Here is a 20,579-nt window from a genome sequence, read left to right on the forward strand (position 1 = left end):
ACCGCTGAAGGTCTGCGCGCAGAAGGGATCGCAACACTGACGGCCCTGGTTGCCCTTTCTGCCGATGAACTGACGGCTCTTGAAGATAAGCTGGGCGTTACAGGCCAGGCCGAGCGTGAGGAATGGATCGTTCAGGCGAATGAGATGATTTCTGGTCAGGCGCCGCGCGCCAAAGTTGATCAGGAGTTGGCGGCAAAAGTGAAAGCCGACGCTAAAGAAGAGGGTGGCGAGTAATGCAAGTAGATGTTGTCACACTTTCTGCCGGCTCGAAGCAGGGCACAGTTGATCTGGACGAGACCATTTTCGGTCTTGAGCCACGAAAGGATATCCTCCATCGCATGGTCACATACCAGCTGGCCAAGCGTCAGCAGGGTACCCACAAAACCAAGGAACGCGGTGAAGTTGCTGGTTCCACCAAGAAGTTTGTTCGCCAGAAAGGCTCTGGCGGTGCACGTCACGGTAACCGCAAGGCCCCACAATTTGTTGGTGGCGGCAAGGCGCATGGTCCACGCGTTCGCAGTCATGCGATTTCTCTGCCGAAAAAAGTCCGTCGTCTGGCCATGAAGCACGCACTTTCTGCCAAGGCGTCAGCTTCAGAAATTATTGTTATTGATGATGCTGGCATGAGTGAAGTGAAAACCAAGCTTTTGCTGGGCTATTTCTCAAATCTTGGCCTTTCCAACGCGCTCGTTGTGGACAGTCAGGTTGATGAGAATTTCAAGAAATCCGCACAGAACATTCCGAATGTGGATGTGCTGCCGGTTGCGGGTGCCAATGTTTACGACATTCTGCGCCGCGACAAGCTTGTGCTGACAAAATCTGCGATTGAAGGGTTGGAGGCCCGCCTGAAATGAGCGAGCTGAAAGAACAATATTACGACACTATTGTCTCGCCGGTTATCACGGAGAAATCCACGATTGCCTCTGAGCACAATCAGGTTGTCTTCAAGGTTGCGATAGACGCGACCAAACCACAGATTGCCGAGGCCGTTGAGAAGCTGTTCAGCGTCAAGGTCAAGGCAGTCAACACCCTTGTCAATAAAGGCAAGAACAAGAAGTTTCGCGGCCGTCCTTACACGCGGTCAAACGTCAAGAAAGCAGTTGTCACTCTCGAAGAAGGCAATTCAATCGACATCACAACAGGTCTCTAGGGATCAGGAATAAAGATCATGGCGCTGAAAAAATTCAACCCGACATCTCCTGGCCGCCGCACGCTCGTGCTTGTGGACCGCAGCGAGCTGTGGAGTGGTCGACCAGAGAAGTCACTGACGGAAGGTCTTACTTCCAAGGGTGGCCGTAACAATACTGGCCGCATCACTGCCCGTCGTCGCGGGGGCGGTGCGAAGAAGCTGTACCGCAAAGTGGATTTCCGCCGGGCGAAAATGGATGTTGAAGCAACAGTCCTGCGTCTGGAATATGATCCTAACCGTACAGCTTTCATCGCGCTGGTTGAGTATGCTGATGGTCAGAAGTCCTACATTCTGGCACCGCAGCGCCTGCGCGAGGGTGACAAGGTTATTTCCGGTGAGCGCGTTGACGTGAAGCCTGGCAATACCATGCCGCTTAAAAACATTCCTGTCGGCACAATCATCCACAATATCGAGATGAAGCCTGGCAAGGGTGGGCAGATTGCGCGTTCAGCCGGCACCTATGCTCAACTGGTTGGGCGTGACGCAGGTTACGCACAGTTGCGGTTGCAGTCTGGTGAAGTGCGCATGGCGCAAGGCGAATGTCTTGCAACCATCGGTGCAGTATCCAATCCGGATCACGGCAATGTCAAAATCGGCAAAGCTGGCCGTACCCGCCATCTAGGCAAGCGCCCATCGGTTCGTGGTGTTGCCATGAACCCGATTGATCACCCGCATGGTGGTGGTGAGGGGCGTACCTCAGGTGGCCGTCATCCTGTTACACCTTGGGGCAAGCCGACCAAAGGTAAACGTACACGAAGCAACAAGGCGACTGACCGTCTGATTATCCGGTCTCGGCACGCCCGCAAGAAGAAGCGGTAGAGGTTAACTATGCCACGTTCAGTTTGGAAAGGTCCATTTGTTGACCGCTATGTCCTCAAGAAAGCAGAGGAATCACAGGGCGGTTCGCACAAGGGCGGTATCAAGACCTGGTCCCGTCGCTCGACCATTTTGCCACAATTCATTGGCCTGACATTCAATGTCTATAATGGACAGAAGTTTGTGCCTGTGCATGTGACGGAAGATATGGTTGGTCACAAGCTCGGTGAATTTTCACCAACCCGGACCTATTACGGTCACGGTGCAGACAAAAAAGCAAAGCGGAAGTAGGGGGCTATCATGGGACAGAAAGCTAATCCACGCCGCGTTGAAGACAATCAGGCTATGGCAAAATGCCGTATGCTGCGTACCAGCCCGCAAAAGCTGAATCTGGTAACGCAGTCTATTCGTGGCATGAAAGTTGAGAAGGCGCTCGCTGAGCTGGAGTTCTCCCGCAAGCGCATCGCCAATGATGTGAAGAAAGTGCTCGAGAGCGCGATCGCCAATGCAGAAAACAATCACGATTTGGATATCGATTCCCTTGTCGTGGATCAGGCATTTGTTGGAAAGAACCTTGTGATGAAACGCTGGCGCCCGCGTGCGCGTGGCCGTGCCGGCAAGATATTTAAGCCGTTCGCGGAAGTAACGATCATCGTCAAGGAAGTAGAGGAGACCGTCTAATGGGTCAGAAAGTAAACCCGATCGGTCTGCGTCTTGGCATCAACCGCACCTGGGACTCTCGCTGGTATGCTGGCAAGGAAGCCTATGGCGATCTGCTGCATGAAGACCTGCGCATCCGTAAGTTTTTGCACAAGCGCCTGAACGCTGCCGGTATTGCGCGCATCGTGATTGAGCGTCCGCACAAGAAGTGCCGTGTTACTATTTACACAGCGCGTCCTGGTGTTGTGATCGGCAAGAAGGGTGCAGATATCGAGAAGCTGCGTCAGGATCTGATGAAATTTACATCGTCAGAAACTGTTCTGAACATCGTTGAAATCCGCAAGCCGGAAATTGATGCGACACTGGTTGCCGAGAATATTGCCCAGCAGCTTGAACGCCGTGTTGCTTTCCGTCGCGCCATGAAACGCGCGATGCAGACAGCCCTGCGCATGGGTGCGCTTGGCATCCGGATCAATGTGTCCGGTCGTCTTGGCGGCGCAGAGATTGCGCGGATGGAATGGTATCGTGAGGGCCGTGTGCCGCTGCATACGCTCCGTGCTGATATTGATTATGGTGTTGCGACGGCACGCACAACATACGGGGCCATTGGTATCAAGGTCTGGATCTTTAAAGGCGAGATCATGGAGCACGATCCAATGGGACAGGAAAAACGCATGACAGACACCCAGACGGGTGGCGGGTCATCTTCCGGTGGGCGTCGCGAACGCGACAACAAGCGCCCCGCATCGGCAACGGCGTAGCAAGTTTGGAGATCTGACAGATGTTACAGCCAAAGAAAACCAAGTATCGCAAGATGCACAAGGGTCGTATCAAGGGTAATGCCAAAGGCGGCACAACCTTGACATTCGGCTCCTTCGGCCTCAAGGCGACCGAGCCTGAGCGTGTTACGGCACGGCAGATCGAAGCGACACGTCGGGCAATCACACGCTACATGAAGCGGTCAGGGCGTGTGTGGATACGCATTTTCCCGGATGTTCCTGTTTCAAAGAAACCTACCGAAGTCCGTATGGGTAAAGGTAAGGGGTCCGTTGAATACTGGGCTGCCAGAGTGAAGCCAGGCCGGATCATGTTTGAAATTGATGGTGTGCCGGAAGACGTGGCGCGTCGTGCCCTGGAGCTTGGCGCGGCCAAACTGCCGGTCAAGACACGCATCGTGAAACGGATTGGTGAATAGGAGCGAGAGATGAAAGATTCTGACGTCATATATCCTGATCAAGTCCGCTCCATGACTGCGGATGAATTGCAGGACAAATTGCTCCTTCTGAAGAAAGAGCAGTTCAATTTCCGTTTCCAGAAGGCATCCGGCCAACTGGAAGCAACAGCCAAGATCGCTAAAAACCGGCGCAATATTGCACGTATCAAGACTATTCTGCAGGAAAAGCGGAATGAGTCTTCGCAGAACCAGGAATAAGAATATGCCAAAGCGGATCATGCAGGGGACAGTGGTGAGCGACAAGACGGACAAGACCGTCGTTGTCAATATCGAGCGTAAATATACGCACCCGATGCTCAAGAAAACCGTCCGTCGCTCAAAGCGCTATCAGGCGCATGATGAGGCCAACAAATACAAGGAAGGTGACCTGGTCATCATCCAGGAATGTCCACCAAGGTCCAAGACCAAAAGGTGGGAAGTAATTGGAGATGGCAACAAGGGCTAACCTTTGCGCCGATTGATAACGAACTGTCCCTGTCGGGGGCAGATTTAAGGAGGGTCATCATATGATCCAGATGCAGACAAATTTGGACGTGGCGGATAATTCAGGCGCCAAGCGTGTTCAGTGCATCAAGGTGCTGGGCGGCTCGAAGCGGAAATATGCTTCCGTTGGCGACATCATTGTCGTGTCCGTCAAGGAAGCCATGCCGCGTGGTCGCGTTAAAAAAGGCCAGGTCATGAAGGCGGTCGTTGTGCGTACAGCCAAGGACATCAAGCGTCGTGACGGATCGGTTATCCGGTTCGATAACAATGCTGCGGTTCTGATTAACAATAACAAGGAGCCAATAGGTACACGTATCTTTGGCCCGGTCACGCGTGAGCTTCGTGCTGCAAAGCATATGAAGATTGTCTCGCTGGCACCAGAAGTGCTGTAGGAGGACGATATGGCTGCCAAGATTAAAAAAGGTGACACCGTCGTTATCCTCTCCGGCAAGGACAAGGGACGTGAAGGTGAAGTACTTTCTGTCAGGCCAAAGGAAGACCGTGTGCTCGTGCAGGGGATCAACATGATCGCGCGCCACACGAAACCTTCTCAGGCGCAATCAGGGGGTATTATCCGCAAGGAAGCACCACTCCACATTTCCAATGTGGCTGTGAAAGATCCGACAACCGGCAAGCCGGCCCGGATTGGGTTCAAAATTCAGGAAGACGGCAAAAAAGTCCGTTTCGCGAAAGGATCAGGCGAGGTTCTCGATGGCTGAAGCTGAGACATATATTCCGCGCTTGAAGCAGCGCTATACGGATGAAATCCGTCAGAAGATGCAGGAGCAGTTCTCCTATTCAAACCCGATGATGGTCCCCAAGCTGGACAAGGTTGTCATCAATATGGGTGTTGGCGATGCGGTGAATGATCGCAAAAGCGTCGACAAGGCTTATGAAGAGCTGACTGTTATTGCGGGCCAGAAACCTGTCATCACGAAAGCCAAGAAATCCATTGCCGGTTTCAAGGTGCGTGAAGAAATGGCGCTGGGCGTCAAGGTTACCCTGCGCAAGCATCGCATGTACGAATTTCTTGACCGTCTTGTCACGATTGCCCTGCCACGGGTGCGTGACTTCCGCGGCCTCAAGGCAAAAAGTTTCGACGGACGTGGCAATTACGCCATGGGCCTGAAAGAACACATCGTGTTTCCTGAAATCGACTACGACAAGGTCGATCAGGTTCGCGGCATGGACATCATTGTCTGCACGACTGCACCGACTGATGAGGAGGCCCGTGCCCTTCTCAAAGAATTCAACTTTCCCTTCCGCAACTAGGTCAGGTCTGATCATGGAAACCGGCTTAACGGAGATTTTAAATGGCTAAAAAAGGAATGGTTGAACGCGATCTCAAGAGACAGCGTTTGGCTAAAAAATACGAAAGCAAAAGGGCACGTCTTCGGGCCATCATCAGGGATGAAAGTTCATCTCCTGAGGATAAGTTCAAGGCGTCCCTGAAACTGGCTGAATTGCCACGTAATTCTGCACCGGTGCGTATTCGTAACCGTTGTCAGGTTACAGGTCGTCCGCGCGGTTATTACCGTAAACTGAAAATGTCCCGCATTGCATTGCGTGAACTTGGTTCACAAGGCCTGATTCCAGGCCTCGTGAAGTCAAGCTGGTAAGGGAGGCACTGATTATATGTCTGTCAATGATCCGATAGGTGATATGCTGACCCGCATCCGTAATGCGCAAATGCGCGGTCACAAAGTGGCAATCTCGCCAGCCTCCAAAGCCCGTGGATGGGTCCTGGATGTGCTTGAGCGCGAAGGCTACATTCGTGGATATTCACGTGTTGAAGAGCTCAATAACAAGGCCCGATTTGAAATCGAGCTGAAGTATTTTGATGGCGCACCGGTTATTCAGCGCATCAAGCGCGTGTCCAAGCCGGGCCGTCGTGTGTACTCAGCCGTGAGTGATATCCCGCCGGTCCAGAATGGTCTCGGCATCTCCATTCTCTCCACGTCGAAAGGCATCATGTCAGATGCGCTCGCGCGTGAGCAGAATGTTGGCGGTGAAATTATTTGCCAGGTTTACTAACCGGGTAATAAAGACAAGGAACGGGAGGCTTTTGAAATGTCTCGCATAGGAAAAAAACCGGTCGCAGTGCCAAGTGGCGCAGAGGTTTCTGTGAATGGCCAGACGGTCAAGGCCAAGGGTCCGAAGGGCGAACTGGAGTTCGTCGTCACTGATCTTTGTGCTGTCGCCATGACAGATGACGGTATTGAAGTGACGCCGGTCAACAAGACCAAGGTGGCGCGCTCATTGTGGGGCATGTCCCGCACAATGGTATCCAATATCTGTGAAGGGGTGACATCTGGCTTTACCAAGAACCTTCAGCTGGAAGGGGTTGGCTACCGGGCACAGATGAAGGGCAAACAGCTTGTTCTGGCGCTTGGATACAGTCATGATGTTGAGTTCGATATTCCAGAAGGGATAGAGATCAAGACGCCGAAGCCAACTGAAATTGAGATCAGTGGTATCGACAAGCAGAAGGTCGGCCAGACAGCGGCTGTCATTCGGTCATTCAGACCGCCTGAGCCATACAAGGGTAAAGGCGTGAAATACCAGGGCGAATATATTTTCCGCAAGGAAGGCAAGAAGAAGTAGGGCTGCTTTCAGCGCTGACTTCGAGGATAGGTCAATGTCTAAATCTATATTACAAAGAACGAAAGAGCGCGCTGGTCGCACACGTTCGCGACTTGCAAGGGTCGGCAAAGGGCGTCCGCGTCTTTCTGTGCACAGATCGTCAAAGAATATTTCTGTTCAGATCATTGATGATCGCAACAGCAAGACCATTGCGTCCGCCTCCACACTGGAGAAAGACTTTCGGTCAGATACACCAAAGGGTTCTGACACCGATGCAGCATCCGCGATTGGCAAACTGATTGCCGAACGCGCGTTGAAAGCAGGTGTTGAACAGGTTATCTTTGACCGTGGTGGTTACATTTATCATGGCCGCGTGAAAGCGCTGGCTGAAGCGGCCCGTGACGGCGGCCTGAAGTTTTAGGAGACGAATATGGCACGCGAAGGCAATAAGGGCAGAGGCCGCAACCGGGATCGCGAGGAAGATCGTGATGAATTTGTAGATCGTCTCGTTGCGATCAACCGCGTGGCCAAAGTGGTCAAGGGCGGTAAGAATTTCGGTTTTGCCGCGCTCGTCGTGGTCGGTGATCAAAAAGGCCGCGTTGGTTTTGGCAAGGGCAAGGCCCGCGAAGTCCCAGAGGCAATCCGCAAGGCATCTCAGGAAGCCAAGCGTAATCTCGTGCGGGTGCCGTTGCGTGAAGGACGTACTCTTCACCATGATGCAGAAGGCCGTCACGGTGCCGGGAAAGTTGTGCTCCGCACAGCCCCTCCAGGGACAGGCGTTATTGCTGGTGGTCCGATGCGGGCGGTTTTTGAATCTCTCGGGATTCAGGATATTGTTGCCAAGTCTATCGGCACATCCAATCCATATAATATGGTTCGGGCAACAGTTGATGCCCTGAAAAACCAGAGCAACCCGCGTGCCGTTGCTGCACGTCGCGGTCTGAAAGTTTCTGACATTATTGGTCGCCGTGCTGAGGCCCAGCAGGATGCCTCAACGGTTGACGTTGCCTGAGGCTGAGGGAGTTTATCATGGCTGAGAAGAAAACCATCACAGTACGCCAGACCGGCAGTCCGATTCGTCGGCCGCAGGATCAGCGTGCAACACTCGTCGGGCTTGGTCTCAACAAGATTGGCCGCGAGCGTGAGCTGGAAGATACACCATCGATCCGTGGCATGATTCACAAGGTTCGTCACATGGTGGAGATTGTAGAGAAGTAAGCCGGCACGGTGTCGGTTTAACAGGCGAGGCGGAGCCAGACAGGTAAACCGTCGCAAGTCGAGAGGAAGATCATGAAACTCAACGAATTATCAGACAATTCAGGTGCCCGTAAGCCACGCAAGCGGGTTGGACGCGGTGTTGGTTCCGGCACAGGCAAGACAGCCGGTCGCGGTGTGAAGGGGCAGAAGTCCCGTTCAGGTGTTGCGATCAAGGGGTTTGAGGGCGGCCAGATGCCGATCCACATGCGCTTGCCAAAGCGCGGCTTCAACAAGCCTAATCGTGCAAAATATGCGGAGCTGAATCTTGGGCGTCTGCAACAGGCGATCGACGCAAAAAAAATCGATGCAGGATCAAAAATTGATGCTGCCGCGCTGGTGACAGCCGGTGTTCTCAACAAGGCCTATGATGGCGTGCGTCTTCTTGGACGTGGTGATTTGACAGCCAAGGTTGAGCTGGAAGTCGCTTATGCAACATCATCTGCCCGTGAAGCGGTTGAAAAGGCTGGCGGTTCCGTCAGCATGACCCGTCCTGAAAAGTCAGAGGGGTAAGAGTTTTGCTCTGTGGTATTGCAGGGTTGCAGTTCGCTGCCAGCAACGCCACATGACCATCTCAGTCTTAGCCTAATTTTCCAGGACATATTTCCGCCATGACATCAGCCGCCGAACAGTTTGCTTCCAACATGTCCCTCAGCTCATTTGCGAAGGCAGATGAGCTCAAAAAAAGACTGCTGTTTGCCCTCGGTGCCTTGGTGGTTTATCGCCTCGGCACTTATATCCCTATTCCTGGTGTGAACGCAGAAGTGTTCGCGCAGGCTTTTGGTGACCAGAGCGGCGGTCTGCTCGGCACCTTCAATCTCTTTGCGGGTGGTGCTGTTGAGCGGATGGCGATTTTCGCACTCAATATCATGCCGTATATCTCTGCTTCCATTATCATGCAGATGATGGCCGCCATCATTCCGTCGCTTGAAGCGATCAAGAAGGAAGGTGAGCAGGGGCGTCAACAGATCAACAAATACACACGTTATCTCACGGTAGTGCTGGCTGCCCTGCAGGGCCTTTTCATCGCGCAAACTCTGATGGCGCCGGGCGCCGATGGACAGACAGCCGCCATCAATCCGGGCATTTTCTTCCTGTTTACAACAACAGTCACGCTTGTCGGCGGGGTCATGTTCCTGTTGTGGCTCGGCGAGCAGATTACGTCACGCGGCATCGGGAATGGCGTTTCGCTGATCATTTTTTCCGGTATCGTGGCTGAACTGCCGCGCGCACTGGCAGGGATGTTCTCTCAGGCGCGCACAGGCGTGCTGCCAGTTGGCGTTTTGCTCGTGGTTGGGGTCATGGCCATCGCATTGATTGCTTTTGTCGTCTTCATCGAGCGATCACAGCGGCGGCTTCTTGTGCAATATCCACGTCGCCAGCAGGGTAACCGCATGGTGCAGGGGGAGAAATCCCACTTGCCGCTCAAGCTCAACACAGCCGGTGTTATCCCGCCAATTTTTGCTTCATCGCTGCTTTTCCTGCCGGCGACTGCAGTCGGTGCTGTTGGCGAAGACGCGCCAACCTGGCTTTCCGATCTGGCCAGCACGTTCTATCCGGGCCAACTCGCTTACATGCTGACTTATGCCGTCGGGATCATTTTCTTCTGCTTTCTTTACACATCCATCGTCTTCAATCCGTCAGACACCGCTGATAATCTGAAAAAGTATGGCGGCTATATTCAGGGCTATCGCCCGGGCGCGCGGACGGCAGATTATATCGATTTCGTGTTGACACGTCTGACGGTGATTGGGGCAGCTTACCTGACTTTTGTCTGTCTCTTGCCGGAACTCTTGCGCAGCCAGGTGTCGGGCATTCCGGTTTATCTTGGCGGGACGTCACTTCTGATTGTGGTGACCGTGACCCTCGATACAGTGCAGCAGATACAGGGGCATCTCCTCGCCCAGCAATATGAGAGCCTCATCAAGAAGTCCAAGCTCAGAGGAGGGCGCCGATGATCCTGATTTTTCTGGGGCCTCCAGGTGCCGGCAAAGGCACGCAGGCAAAACTGATCTCCGAGAAATTTGACATTCCGCAACTCTCGACTGGTGACATGCTGCGCAGTGCTGTTGCAGCCCAGACAGAGATCGGAAAAAAAGCCAAAGCTGTCATGGATGCAGGCAACCTCGTATCTGACGAAATTGTTGCCGGTATCGTTTCTGACCGGATTGAGGAAGATGACTGTAAGCCGGGTTTTCTGCTTGATGGCTTTCCACGCACGGTGGTGCAGGCAGAAATGCTTGATAAGATTCTCGCAGGTAAAGGGCGTCAGCTCGACGTGGTCTTGGAACTCAAGGTTGATGAGGAGGCGCTGGTTGAGCGCCTGAATACCCGCATTGAAGAAACAAAAGCTGCGGGCTTGGAAGTGCGCGCTGACGACAATGAAGAAACCTTCCGTCACCGGCTTGGCGTGTATCACGAACAGACCGCCCCGTTGATCCCGTATTATCAGGACAAAGGGTTGTTGAAGGAAGTAAATGGCATGGCTTCGATCGACGCTGTTTCAGCTGAGATTGATGGTATTTTCAAGGAACTGGAAAAGGCATAAAATTCGCTGATTCCAGCTTGAATTGAGTTGACGGGCGCGGTGCGATAGCTATAGAAACCGCATTTCGCCCAAACGTAACATGCGTGGCCTTGTGGCTGCGGAAAATTGGGAAAATCTCCTGACAGGGAGATCTATCGAGAAGAGGTATAGACGTGGCCCGTATCGCTGGTGTGAACATTCCAACGGCCAAACGTGTGCCAATCGCGTTGACATATATTCACGGGATTGGGGCAACCAAGGCTAATGAAATCTGTGATGTTGTGGGGATTGATTCTTCCCGCCGCGTCCACGAATTGTCTGATTCGGAAGTGCTGAGAATTCGCGAAACGATTGACGAAAAATATGTTGTTGAAGGTGATCTTCGTCGGGAAGTTGCCGTCAACATCAAGCGATTGATGGACCTTGGCTGTTATCGCGGCCTGCGTCATCGTCGCCATCTGCCAGTGCGCGGCCAGCGTACACACACAAACGCCCGCACACGCAAGGGCCCGGCGCGCCCGATTGCCGGCAAGAAGAAGTAAGAGGGTATTATGGCCAAGGCACCTCAGGCGCGCGTTCGCCGCAGAGAGAAAAAAAATATTGTTAACGGCGTCGTTCACGTGAACGCCTCCTTCAACAACACAGTTGTTACTATTACTGATGAGCAGGGCAATGCAGTTGCCTGGTCTACATCAGGTCACATGGGCTTTCGCGGCTCACGTAAGTCCACCCCATTTGCTGCCCAGATGGCTGCTGAAGATGCTGCCAAGAAGGCAATGGAACACGGGCTGAAGAATGTTGACGTCCTTGTACGCGGTCCGGGTTCCGGTCGCGAAAGTGCGTTGCGCGCCTTGCAGGCAGCCGGTCTGACCGTCACGACAATTCGTGATGTTACGCCGATCCCGCATAATGGCTGTCGTCCGCGCAAGCGTCGTCGCGTCTGATTGATTGAATGCCTGCCTGATGCAGGCAAGGGGAGTGACTGCTTCCCATTTTTTGAAACCTGAAAACGCCCGTCAGGGTATATCGGAGTTGAATGTGCTGGAAAAAAACTGGCAGGAACTTATCCGCCCAAACAAACTTGATGTCGAGGCAAGCTACGACCCGTCCCGTAAGGCAACTATTATTGCACAGCCGCTGGAGCGTGGATTTGGTCTGACACTTGGTAACGCGCTGCGCCGCGTTTTGATGTCATCGCTGCAGGGTAGTGCTGTTACCTCAATCCATATTGATGGCGTTGTGCACGAGTTTTCCTCTATTCCAGGTGTCCGGGAAGACGTGACTATTCTCGTCCTGAACATCAAGCAGGTCGCCTTGCGGATGCATGTTGAAGGCCCGAAGCGTATCACATTGCACAAGGTTGGCCCTGGTGTTGTGACGGCTGGTGACATTCAGGAAACAGCTGACATTGAAATCCTCAACAAGGATCATGTTATCTGTACACTGGATGAAGGCGCGGAGCTGCGTATGGAACTGACTGTTCAGACTGGCAAAGGATATGTGCCGGCTGATCGTAACCGTCCAGATGATGCGCCTATTGGTCTTATCCCTGTGGACAGCCTGTACAGCCCGGTTCGCCGTGTTGCGTACAAGGTCGAGAATACACGCGAAGGTCAGGTTCTCGACTATGACCGTCTCGCACTTGAAATCGAAACAGACGGGTCAGTCACGCCGGAAGATGCTGCGGCTTATGCTTCACGTATTCTGCAGGACCAGCTTCAGATATTCGTCAATTTTGACGAGCCTGAGAAGGACTCCAAGGAAAGCGCTGAGGAAGAGCTACTCTTCAACGCTGCGCTTCTGCGCAAGGTTGATGAGCTTGAGCTTTCCGTGCGTTCTGCCAACTGCCTGAAGAACGACAATATCGTTTACATTGGTGATCTTATCCAGAAGACGGAAGCTGAAATGCTACGCACGCCAAACTTTGGCCGGAAGTCCCTGAATGAAATCAAGGAAGTTCTGGCTCAGCTTGGTCTGCATCTCGGCATGGATGTGCCTGACTGGCCACCGGAAAATATTGAAGAACTAGCAAAAAAATATGAGGACCAGCATCATCAAAGCTGATGCATCCCAAGGAGATTGAGTCATGCGCCACGGTTTTGCGCACCGCCAACTGAACAGAACTGCCAGCCATCGTCGCGCGATGTTTGCCAATATGGCCGCATCCCTGATCAAGCATGAGCAGATCAAGACAACTCTGCCCAAGGCCAAAGAACTGCGTCCTTATGTTGAGAAACTGGTGACCCTGGCAAAGCGCGGAGATCTCCATGCGCGTCGTCAGGCCATTTCTCAGATTCGCGACAAGGATATGGTCAAGAAACTGTTTGAGACTATTGGTCCGCGTTACGAAGAGCGCCCTGGTGGCTACATCCGTATCATGAAGGCCGGTTTCCGATATGGCGATAATGCGCCTGTGGCTGTGATCGAGTTTGTCGACCGTGACGAGAGCGCCAAAGGCCTCGATTCTGGTCCGACCATGCTGGATGATGACGACGATATGGAAGAATAGACTTTCTTCAGGTCACAAAAAATTCAGGGCGGCTCTTATTCAAGGAGGGCCGCTTTTTTTCTATATATGAGTCATCGCTCAATTCGTATCGACTTTAAGAAAAGTGAGTAAGGTCATGAAAAAACTTGTCATTTCCGTGATTCTGGTAGCTACCACATTGGTGTTTTCGCCTGCCAGTGCGCAACTGGCCCCGCGCAATGATCTGGAATTGCGCGCCAGTTATGCATCCTCTGTGCGCAAAGCCTCACCTGCTGTCGTCAACATCTACACCAAAGGCGTGGTGCGCACGCAAGCCCGCAGCGCTTTTCGCGACCCGTTTTTTGATCAGTTCTTCAATCGTGGATTTGGCGGCATGACGCGCGAACGCGTTCAGAGTTCTCTGGGCTCCGGTGTGATCGTCCAGCCTGACGGTGTCATCGTCACCAATAATCACGTCATCGAAGGCATGAGCGAAATCAAGGTCGTCCTGACAGACAGGCGGGAATTTGAAGCCGAGCTTTTGCTGGCAGACCCGCAAACGGACCTCGCCATTCTGAAGATTGAGGCAGAGGACGAATTACCGTTCCTGACTTTTACGGATTCAGATGCTGCCGAAGTTGGGGATATCGTTCTGGCTATCGGCAATCCCTTTGGTGTCGGCCAGACAGTGACCAGCGGCATCGTATCTGCTCTGGCAAGAACGCAGGTGAATGTCTCCGATTTCCAGTTTTTTATCCAGACGGATGCCGCCATCAATCCGGGTAACTCCGGCGGGGCGCTTGTTGATGTGGACGGCAATTTGATGGGCGTTAATACGGCCATCTATTCCCGCTCCGGTGGGTCGAATGGTATCGGCTTCGCCATTCCCGGCAATCTTGTGAGGCAGGTCGTAAACTCTGCTGTGAATGGCGGGCAAATGATCCGTCGTCCCTGGATCGGGGCATCTACGGAAACCGTCACTGCCAATCTCGCTCTTGCGCTGGAGTTGAGCCGCCCGGGTGGCGCGCTGGTCAACGAAGTTTATCCCGGCGGGCCGGCAGACCGTGCCGGTCTGCGTGAGGGGGACGTCATCACCATGATTGAGGACAAAGATATCTTTGATTCCGAGTCCCTTCGGTACCGTGTGGCAACACGGCCAGAAAATGAAACCGTCACGGTTCGCGCAGTGCGCAACGGACGCGAGCGTAATTACGCCGTGCCCTTGAGCCTGCCACCTGAAATTCCGGCGCGCAACGAGACGGTCATCGGCGGGCAGAATCCTTTCGCCGGATTGAAGATTGCCAATCTCTCACCAGCCCTGAACTTCGAACTCGGGCGTACCTATACGGATGAAGGTGTTATCATTGTTGATACGTCCCAGTCACGTTTTGCCAGTCGTTTCGGGTTCCGGAACAGCTACAAGATACTGTCAGTCAATGGTGTTGATATAAAATCTGTTGATGATCTTGTCAGCGTCGCCGGGCAGGGTGGGCGTAGCTGGACAATCCGCACCCAGAACACGCGCGGGCAGGTCTCGACACTGCAATACCGGGGCTGACATTGGCTGACCTGTTTCAGTCTGCTGGCATGGAGGCATCTGCGCCGCATCCGTTGGCGGACAGGCTCAGGCCGCGAACGCTGGAAGAAGTTGTGGGCCAAAACCACATTCTGGGGGAGGGCAAACCTCTCAGCCGAATGCTGGCAGCGGGAAGACTGTCATCAATAATATTGTGGGGCCCGCCGGGCGTTGGCAAGACGACCATTGCCCGGCTCATGGCGGATAAGGCGGAGCTTGAGTTCCATCAGATTTCGGCAATTTTTTCCGGCGTGGCAGATTTGCGGAAGGTCTTTGACCTGGCCGAGGCCCGCCGCGCCACTGGCCGCGGGACACTGCTTTTTGTAGATGAGATTCATCGGTTTAACCGGTCGCAACAGGACAGTTTCCTGCCCCATGTGGAAAGCGGTCTTGTAACCCTGATCGGCGCGACCACCGAAAACCCCTCTTTTGAGTTGAACGCAGCTTTGCTGTCGCGCACGCAAGTGCTGACCTTGAACCGGCTTGATGATGCTGCCCTGGAGGAATTGCTGCACCGTGCCGAGGAGGTCGAAGGCAGAAATCTGTCGTTAACGCCTGAGGCAAGATCGGCCTTGAAAGCCATGGCCGACGGTGATGGACGGTTTGTGTTAAATCTGGTTGAAGAGGTTCTAACCCATAAAGCCGATTCAAATCTTAGCCCTGCGGAACTTGCCCAGTTTGTCCAACGTCGTGCGCCCGTTTATGACAAGGCGCAAGAGGGGCATTATAATCTCATCAGTGCCCTTCATAAATCAATTCGCGGCTCGGACCCTGATGCGGCACTATACTGGCTTGCCCGGATGCTGGTTGCTGGCGAAGATCCGCTGTATCTGGCAAGGCGTCTTGTGCGAATGGCCAGTGAGGACATTGGGCTGGCTGACCCGCAGGCTCTTCAGATATGTCTTTCTGCCAGGGAGGCGTATGATTTTCTCGGAAGTCCGGAAGGGGAACTCGCTTTGGCACAGGCAACTCTTTATCTTGCTACGGCACCTAAATCGAACGCTGTTTATACAGCATATAAGAGCGCCATTTCCGCTGCGAAGCAGACCGGGTCCTTAATGCCACCGGTTCATGCGGTAAACGCGCCAACGAAACTTATGAGAGAATTGGGGTATTCGGACGGATATATCTATGATCATGATGCGCCTGATGCTTTTGCGGGGCTCGATTATTTCCCCCCGGAGATGGCACGGGAAGAATTTTATGGGCCGGTGCCAAGAGGGTTTGAAAAAGAAATTCGCAAACGGCTGGATTTCTGGACGAGCCGTCGAGATGTGAAAGATAGCTCAACATGACTGATCTTTCTCAATACAAGTTTCTCGCGCTTGGTCTGTTCCTCGTGTTTTTTCTGGTTGCGGAACGATTGATGCCGGTCGCGCGGGCAGGCAAAGGTCGGCAACGGTTGTTTGTCAACGCAGGTCTTTGGGCATCGGTTTTGCCGGTATCTGCCCTGTTCGTTGTACCGCTTAGTCTTTGGGCGTCTGGCAACCCCTTATGGCAGCGCCCTGACTGGTGGAGTGGCTGGTCTGGATTGCTTATTGATCTGCTTATTCTGGATTTGTGGATTTACTGGATGCACCGTGGGTTCCATGAAGTTCCAGTCTTGTGGCGCTTTCATGAAATCCATCATCGTGATGAGACATTGGATGCAAGTTCTGCGGTTCGCTTCCATTTCGGTGAAGTTATGATCTCAGCGTCAGTGCGCCTGTTCGTCATCATCGCACTGGCGGTACCATTTTCAAGTGTCATACTGTTCGAGACTGTTGCAGCGCTCGCCGCCATTTTTCAGCACTCGAATGTGCGCTTGCCGCGTTTTCTTGAACGTGCGCTTAGCTGGGTTATTGTCACGCCATCCATTCACTGGATACATCATCATGTGACAAAGGAAGATACCAACTCCAATTACTGCAATATCTTCAGCTGGTGGGATCTTCTCTTCCGCACACGCAGTACAACCGTCAGAACATCCGATATGCCAATCGGACTTGATTATACCAAAGACCTGTCATTGGTGAACTTGTGGCTCCAACCCTTCAGAAAACGGGAACACTGAATGCGTGACCTTACCTTATGGCTTGCTGTTGCCGCCGGTGGCAGTATCGGTGCGACAATGCGATATGCGGTCTCATTGATCTCGGCACGGGCTATCGGTGTTGCATTTCCGTGGAATACATTATTTGTCAATATTACAGGGTCTTTCGCGATGGGTGTGTTGACAGCCTGGCTGCTGTCGAAGAACCCGGAGAGTGAGAACCTGAAAGCATTCTGGGCAATCGGTGTCTTGGGGGCCTTTACAACCTTTTCGGCTTTTTCTCTGGATATCGTGAACATGGTTGAGCGTAAAGCATATGCAGCAGCAGGCGGATATCTTATGGCCTCTGTAATGATGTCCATTACAGCGCTCGTTTGTGGACTGATTATAGGAAGGGCTGTGCTATGACTGGTGTCAGGATGATAGAGGTCAAGGCTGCAGACAGTGAAATGCGGCTTGACCGGTGGTTTAGGCAACACTTCCCGCAAGTGCGCCACGGCGACCTGGAGAAGATGCTGCGCAAGGGCAATATCCGTGTTGATGGTGCAAAGGTAAAAGCCAATCACCGCCTCGCTACCGGTGAGACCGTCAGGGTACCGCCAGTACCTGAAAGGGATGCCGCACCAATACAAAAGTCAGAACAGCACATCTCGTCTGACGATCGCGCGTTCATGGAATCACTTGTGATCTACCGCGACCGGCACGTACTTGCGTTGAACAAACCATTTGGCATTGCCGTTCAGGGGGGCGCACGCACAAGCCGCCATATAGATGGTCTGCTTGACGCGCTTGCCGAAAACGGGGAGCGCCCGCGTCTTGTGCATCGCCTTGACCGTGACACAGGGGGGCTGTTGATATTGGGCCGGACGCGCAAAGCAGCGGCATTTCTCTCTGAAGCGTTTCAGCGCCATCAGGTACAGAAAGAATACTGGGCTCTATGCGCCGGGATGCCGCACCCGATGGAAGGAACAATTGACCTACCCATCGCGAAGAAAATGGTTCGTATCGGGGTGGATGAGCAGGAGCGAATGGTTGCTGCCGACGGTGAGGAAGCCCGCAAGGCCTTTACGGATTATCAGGTGGTTGAGGAAGCTGGCGGCAAGGCCTGCTTTCTGGCGTTACGTCCGCTTACAGGGCGAACGCATCAGTTGCGAGTGCATTGCGCCGCCATGGGGCATCCGATTGTCGGGGACGGAAAATATGGCGGTGTGCGTGCGCGCCTTGAGGGGGTTTCTCCTAAAATGCATTTGGCTTGCCGTGCCATGGTTTTCCCGAATCCTGCCGGTGGCCGTCCGCTTAATCTCAGGGCAGGATTGACAGGCCATATGGCAAAATCTTGGCAGTTCTTCAATTTCAGTAACGAGCCGGAAATCATCTGGCCGGAGCTGCGCTGATGGAGGCGCCGACATATCCAAGGAAGTTCTTCAAGGAAGCATCTGCTGCGCACACGGAATCTGGGTGGCAAGTCTTGCTGGATGGTCGCCCGGCCCGGACGCCTGGCAGAAACCTGCTGGCAACAGAGTCACAACAACTTGCACAAGCCATGGCGGAAGAATGGAATGAGCTGACTGATGAAATAAACCCTTACCTGATGCCGTTATCGCGTTGCCGAATGGTGGTTCTTGATCAAGCACAAACTGATGCGCAAAAATGGCATGAGATCATCATTGATTATCTTTGTTCGGATCTTCTCTGCTACAGGGCAACGCACCCGTCTGATTTGATCGACAGACAGGAACAGCATTGGGGGCCATTTCTACACTGGTTCTCGGAACAGACAGGCCGCAAACTGTCAGTGACCAGTGGTATCATATCTATCGCCCAGCCAGCAGAAACGGTTGAGAGTGTTCGGAAGATGATAATTGGGCTTGATGCTGATGTTCTGTCCTGTCTGGCGGCAGCGACACAGATAACCGGCTCTGCCGTCCTTGCTCTGTCATTATGGAAAAGAGCAGAGCAGCCACAGGTTATATTTGAAGCCAGTCGGCTGGATGAAATCTATCAGGCAGAAAAATGGGGTATAGATACTGAAGCGCAGGAAAATGAAAATCGCTTGCGTGCAGATTTCCTCAGTATCGCAACCTATCTGAGACTGACTCAGTCAGACACTTGAGCGTCACGCCATTCGCGGTAGTTTATCCGTGCGCCATTTTTGGCATATTCTGGTGTACACATTTCAACAATCAGGTCTGCCACTTCATCCGGATGGGGCAGCGTCTCCGGGTCTTCCCCCGGCATGGCTTTTGCCCGCATGGAAGTGCGGGTGGCCCCAGGATTGAGAATGTTCGCGTTGATCGTCGAGTTTTCAATCTCGTTGGCATAGGTTTTCGCCAGTGCCTCAAGGCCAGCCTTGGACACAGTATAAGCCCCCCAGAATGGTTTGAAACTCTCGGTCGTGCCTGTGGAAACATAGACAACACGCCCGGCGTCAGATTGCCGGAGTAACGGATCCAGCACTTTGGTCAGATGCCAGTTCGCGGTCAGATTGATCGCGAGCAGGCCGTTCCAGATTTTTGCATCAACATCCGTGATCGGCGTCAGATCATTCAGAGCTCCCGCATTGGCAACGAAAATGTCCAGTTTGCCAAACCGCTGATCGAGGGCCGGAGCCAACTGTTCGATAGCCTCGCCATTGGTGAGGTCAACGGGAATCAGTGTCGCCGTGCCGCCAAGTGACTTGATATCGTCATCCAGTTCTTCCAATGCGCCGGTGGTCCGGGCCATGGCGATTACATGTGCACCAGCCTTGGCAAGAGAAAGTGCAGCACTGCGTCCGATGCCGCGTGATGCACCTGTCACAAGGGCATGACGCCCGCTCAAATCATGTGTCTTTATCATGTTTGTTGCCTAGCAGAAGTCCCGTCAGGCTGGCACCCCCTCGTTACAGTTTGAGCAGGGTTTGCCCGGCTTAAAGACAGGCCTTGATGCGCTCAGCCAGCTTCTGCAGGGTAACCGGATCAGCTTGACCATTACCGCTACTATCGGCGTGGGGCTTCATATTGGCGTTCTGCCAGACTGGAATGATATGAAAATGGAGGTGGAAAACGGTTTGCCCGGCCGCCTCACCGTTGAACTGGATCAGCCTGATACCATCAGGGCGTAGCGCAGTGTTGATGGCAGTTGCAATGATCTGTGTGCGCTGGATCAGAACGCCAAGAATGTTCGGATCGATATCCAGAAAGTTTACGGCCTCGGCTTTTTTCGGAATGACCAGGGTATGCCCTTCGGATTGCGGAAATAGATCCATGAAAGAAAGCACATCTTCATCTTCATAGACCGTTGTATTGGGTATCTCTCCCCGAATGATCCTGGCAAAGATATTGTCTGTTTCGTAAGCGGGAATGTCCATCATTACCTCTAAAATACATTTCGCAACCAACAACTAATGTAATCTGCCGCACTGGCCCCTTCAGGTGCAAGTTCACTTGAATAGCTGTTACCAATAAAAATCAGAAAAATAGATGCCAGAATGGCAAGTCCCAGAAACAGACGCTTCGTATCAAAACCGCCAGACTCTTTTCTTTCTGCACGCAAAGCCGCATGTGTTTCTTCAACAACTGCCAGCAGTCTCAGGGCCTGATTTTCATCTTCATCATCAACCATTAACTGGTAGCTCTTGGTCCCCATGCCGATATGCGGCATCACAGACAGGCTTTCTTCACCTGCGATGATAGCTTCTATTTCGTTGGCAACCAGAAAGCTGCGGGCAACTTTTGCCTCTTCCGGGTTCAGGAATGTTGCGACTGTTTTCATGCTTG

34 protein-coding genes are annotated in these 20,579 nt (G+C 53.1%); 31 read left to right on the forward strand and 3 right to left on the reverse strand.

Annotation, left to right across the window (positions count from 1 at the left end; genetic code table 11):
* Positions 1-233 precede the first annotated feature (233 nt).
* The 31 genes from rplD to RAL90_RS06130 all read left to right on the forward strand — a co-directional run bounded on the left by rplD (position 234) and on the right by RAL90_RS06130 (position 18,934).
* Positions 234-854, forward strand: coding sequence for a 50S ribosomal protein L4 (rplD, locus tag RAL90_RS05980; protein ID WP_306253612.1), 621 nt, complete (start codon positions 234-236; stop codon positions 852-854).
* Complete coding sequence (locus RAL90_RS05985) at positions 851-1,150, forward strand: 50S ribosomal protein L23 (protein ID WP_306253613.1); 300 nt, start codon at positions 851-853, stop codon at positions 1,148-1,150. Before rplD ends, RAL90_RS05985 begins: the two co-directional genes overlap by 4 nt.
* 18 nt (positions 1,151-1,168) lie before the next feature.
* A complete protein-coding gene (rplB, locus tag RAL90_RS05990; protein WP_306253614.1) occupies positions 1,169-2,008 on the forward strand; it encodes a 50S ribosomal protein L2 in 840 nt (279 codons plus the stop codon).
* Between the two features lie 9 nt (positions 2,009-2,017).
* Complete coding sequence (gene rpsS, locus RAL90_RS05995) at positions 2,018-2,296, forward strand: 30S ribosomal protein S19 (RefSeq protein WP_306253615.1); 279 nt, start codon at positions 2,018-2,020, stop codon at positions 2,294-2,296.
* Positions 2,297-2,305: 9 nt separating this feature from the next.
* On the forward strand, positions 2,306-2,686 hold the full coding sequence (rplV, locus tag RAL90_RS06000; protein ID WP_306253616.1) for a 50S ribosomal protein L22: 381 nt from the start codon (positions 2,306-2,308) through the stop codon (positions 2,684-2,686).
* Complete coding sequence (gene rpsC / locus RAL90_RS06005) at positions 2,686-3,426, forward strand: 30S ribosomal protein S3 (RefSeq protein ID WP_306253617.1); 741 nt, start codon at positions 2,686-2,688, stop codon at positions 3,424-3,426. Before rplV ends, rpsC begins: the two co-directional genes overlap by 1 nt.
* 20 nt (positions 3,427-3,446) lie before the next feature.
* On the forward strand, positions 3,447-3,860 hold the full coding sequence (gene rplP, locus RAL90_RS06010) for a 50S ribosomal protein L16 (protein WP_306253618.1): 414 nt from the start codon (positions 3,447-3,449) through the stop codon (positions 3,858-3,860).
* A 9-nt stretch (positions 3,861-3,869) separates the two neighbouring features.
* Positions 3,870-4,097 carry a 50S ribosomal protein L29 gene (rpmC, locus tag RAL90_RS06015; protein ID WP_306253619.1) on the forward strand — a complete coding sequence of 76 codons (228 nt, stop codon included), beginning with the start codon at positions 3,870-3,872 and terminating at the stop codon, positions 4,095-4,097.
* A 4-nt stretch (positions 4,098-4,101) separates the two neighbouring features.
* Complete coding sequence (rpsQ, locus tag RAL90_RS06020) at positions 4,102-4,344, forward strand: 30S ribosomal protein S17 (protein WP_306253620.1); 243 nt, start codon at positions 4,102-4,104, stop codon at positions 4,342-4,344.
* A gap of 61 nt (positions 4,345-4,405) precedes the next feature.
* Entirely contained in the window at positions 4,406-4,774 is a 369-nt protein-coding gene (gene rplN / locus RAL90_RS06025; protein WP_306253621.1) for a 50S ribosomal protein L14, read from the forward strand.
* A 9-nt stretch (positions 4,775-4,783) separates the two neighbouring features.
* Positions 4,784-5,101 (forward strand): 50S ribosomal protein L24, encoded by a 318-nt coding sequence (rplX, locus tag RAL90_RS06030; RefSeq protein WP_306253622.1) that lies wholly within the window; start codon positions 4,784-4,786, stop codon positions 5,099-5,101.
* The gene (gene rplE, locus RAL90_RS06035) at positions 5,094-5,654 is read left to right on the forward strand and encodes a 50S ribosomal protein L5 (protein WP_306253623.1); all 561 of its coding nucleotides are present in this window, start codon (positions 5,094-5,096) and stop codon (positions 5,652-5,654) included. Before rplX ends, rplE begins: the two co-directional genes overlap by 8 nt.
* 41 nt (positions 5,655-5,695) lie before the next feature.
* Entirely contained in the window at positions 5,696-6,001 is a 306-nt protein-coding gene (gene rpsN / locus RAL90_RS06040; protein WP_306253624.1) for a 30S ribosomal protein S14, read from the forward strand.
* 16 nt (positions 6,002-6,017) lie between these two features.
* Entirely contained in the window at positions 6,018-6,416 is a 399-nt protein-coding gene (rpsH, locus tag RAL90_RS06045) for a 30S ribosomal protein S8 (RefSeq protein WP_306253625.1), read from the forward strand.
* Between the two features lie 36 nt (positions 6,417-6,452).
* Positions 6,453-6,986, forward strand: coding sequence for a 50S ribosomal protein L6 (gene rplF / locus RAL90_RS06050; protein ID WP_306253626.1), 534 nt, complete (start codon positions 6,453-6,455; stop codon positions 6,984-6,986).
* A 34-nt stretch (positions 6,987-7,020) separates the two neighbouring features.
* Positions 7,021-7,386, forward strand: coding sequence for a 50S ribosomal protein L18 (rplR, locus tag RAL90_RS06055; RefSeq protein WP_306253627.1), 366 nt, complete (start codon positions 7,021-7,023; stop codon positions 7,384-7,386).
* 9 nt (positions 7,387-7,395) lie between these two features.
* Positions 7,396-7,977: a 30S ribosomal protein S5 gene (rpsE, locus tag RAL90_RS06060; RefSeq protein WP_306253628.1), complete on the forward strand. Its 582-nt coding sequence runs from the start codon at positions 7,396-7,398 to the stop codon at positions 7,975-7,977.
* 17 nt (positions 7,978-7,994) lie between these two features.
* Positions 7,995-8,183, forward strand: a complete 189-nt coding sequence (gene rpmD / locus RAL90_RS06065; protein ID WP_306253629.1) for a 50S ribosomal protein L30 — start codon at positions 7,995-7,997, stop codon at positions 8,181-8,183.
* Positions 8,184-8,255: 72 nt separating this feature from the next.
* On the forward strand, positions 8,256-8,732 hold the full coding sequence (rplO, locus tag RAL90_RS06070) for a 50S ribosomal protein L15 (RefSeq protein ID WP_306253630.1): 477 nt from the start codon (positions 8,256-8,258) through the stop codon (positions 8,730-8,732).
* Between the two features lie 98 nt (positions 8,733-8,830).
* Complete coding sequence (gene secY, locus RAL90_RS06075; protein ID WP_372340409.1) at positions 8,831-10,177, forward strand: preprotein translocase subunit SecY; 1,347 nt, start codon at positions 8,831-8,833, stop codon at positions 10,175-10,177.
* A complete protein-coding gene (locus RAL90_RS06080) occupies positions 10,174-10,767 on the forward strand; it encodes an adenylate kinase (RefSeq protein ID WP_306253631.1) in 594 nt (197 codons plus the stop codon). Before secY ends, RAL90_RS06080 begins: the two co-directional genes overlap by 4 nt.
* Before the next feature lie 152 nt (positions 10,768-10,919).
* On the forward strand, positions 10,920-11,288 hold the full coding sequence (rpsM, locus tag RAL90_RS06085) for a 30S ribosomal protein S13 (RefSeq protein WP_306253632.1): 369 nt from the start codon (positions 10,920-10,922) through the stop codon (positions 11,286-11,288).
* A 9-nt stretch (positions 11,289-11,297) separates the two neighbouring features.
* A complete protein-coding gene (gene rpsK, locus RAL90_RS06090) occupies positions 11,298-11,690 on the forward strand; it encodes a 30S ribosomal protein S11 (protein ID WP_306253633.1) in 393 nt (130 codons plus the stop codon).
* Between the two features lie 94 nt (positions 11,691-11,784).
* Positions 11,785-12,810 (forward strand): DNA-directed RNA polymerase subunit alpha, encoded by a 1,026-nt coding sequence (locus tag RAL90_RS06095; protein ID WP_372340436.1) that lies wholly within the window; start codon positions 11,785-11,787, stop codon positions 12,808-12,810.
* Between the two features lie 22 nt (positions 12,811-12,832).
* The gene (gene rplQ / locus RAL90_RS06100; protein ID WP_306253635.1) at positions 12,833-13,255 is read left to right on the forward strand and encodes a 50S ribosomal protein L17; all 423 of its coding nucleotides are present in this window, start codon (positions 12,833-12,835) and stop codon (positions 13,253-13,255) included.
* 115 nt (positions 13,256-13,370) lie between these two features.
* Positions 13,371-14,771 (forward strand): Do family serine endopeptidase, encoded by a 1,401-nt coding sequence (locus tag RAL90_RS06105; protein WP_306253636.1) that lies wholly within the window; start codon positions 13,371-13,373, stop codon positions 14,769-14,771.
* Positions 14,772-14,800: 29 nt separating this feature from the next.
* Positions 14,801-16,084 (forward strand): replication-associated recombination protein A, encoded by a 1,284-nt coding sequence (locus RAL90_RS06110; RefSeq protein ID WP_372340437.1) that lies wholly within the window; start codon positions 14,801-14,803, stop codon positions 16,082-16,084.
* Positions 16,081-16,842 carry a sterol desaturase family protein gene (locus tag RAL90_RS06115; RefSeq protein ID WP_306253638.1) on the forward strand — a complete coding sequence of 254 codons (762 nt, stop codon included), beginning with the start codon at positions 16,081-16,083 and terminating at the stop codon, positions 16,840-16,842. The genes RAL90_RS06110 and RAL90_RS06115 overlap by 4 nt, the downstream gene beginning before the upstream one ends.
* Positions 16,843-17,229 carry a fluoride efflux transporter CrcB gene (crcB, locus tag RAL90_RS06120; RefSeq protein ID WP_306253639.1) on the forward strand — a complete coding sequence of 129 codons (387 nt, stop codon included), beginning with the start codon at positions 16,843-16,845 and terminating at the stop codon, positions 17,227-17,229. It begins immediately after the preceding gene.
* A complete protein-coding gene (locus tag RAL90_RS06125) occupies positions 17,226-18,215 on the forward strand; it encodes an RluA family pseudouridine synthase (RefSeq protein WP_306253640.1) in 990 nt (329 codons plus the stop codon). Before crcB ends, RAL90_RS06125 begins: the two co-directional genes overlap by 4 nt.
* Complete coding sequence (locus tag RAL90_RS06130; protein ID WP_306253641.1) at positions 18,215-18,934, forward strand: ATP12 family chaperone protein; 720 nt, start codon at positions 18,215-18,217, stop codon at positions 18,932-18,934. The genes RAL90_RS06125 and RAL90_RS06130 overlap by 1 nt, the downstream gene beginning before the upstream one ends.
* Here the strand turns inward: RAL90_RS06130 and RAL90_RS06135 are convergent.
* The 3 genes from RAL90_RS06135 to RAL90_RS06145 all read right to left on the reverse strand — a co-directional run bounded on the left by RAL90_RS06135 (position 18,919) and on the right by RAL90_RS06145 (position 20,574).
* Positions 18,919-19,659, reverse strand: coding sequence for an SDR family NAD(P)-dependent oxidoreductase (locus RAL90_RS06135; protein ID WP_306253642.1), 741 nt, complete (start codon positions 19,657-19,659; stop codon positions 18,919-18,921). The genes RAL90_RS06130 and RAL90_RS06135 overlap by 16 nt on opposite strands.
* A 70-nt stretch (positions 19,660-19,729) precedes the next feature.
* Positions 19,730-20,173: an HIT family protein gene (locus RAL90_RS06140; protein ID WP_306253643.1), complete on the reverse strand. Its 444-nt coding sequence runs from the start codon at positions 20,171-20,173 to the stop codon at positions 19,730-19,732.
* 5 nt (positions 20,174-20,178) lie between these two features.
* Complete coding sequence (locus RAL90_RS06145; RefSeq protein WP_306253644.1) at positions 20,179-20,574, reverse strand: putative signal transducing protein; 396 nt, start codon at positions 20,572-20,574, stop codon at positions 20,179-20,181.
* Between the last annotated feature and the right edge of the window lie 5 nt (positions 20,575-20,579).

It is taken from the genome of Parvularcula sp. IMCC14364 (assembly GCF_030758415.1).
Taxonomy (GTDB): Bacteria; Pseudomonadota; Alphaproteobacteria; order Caulobacterales; family Parvularculaceae; genus Aquisalinus.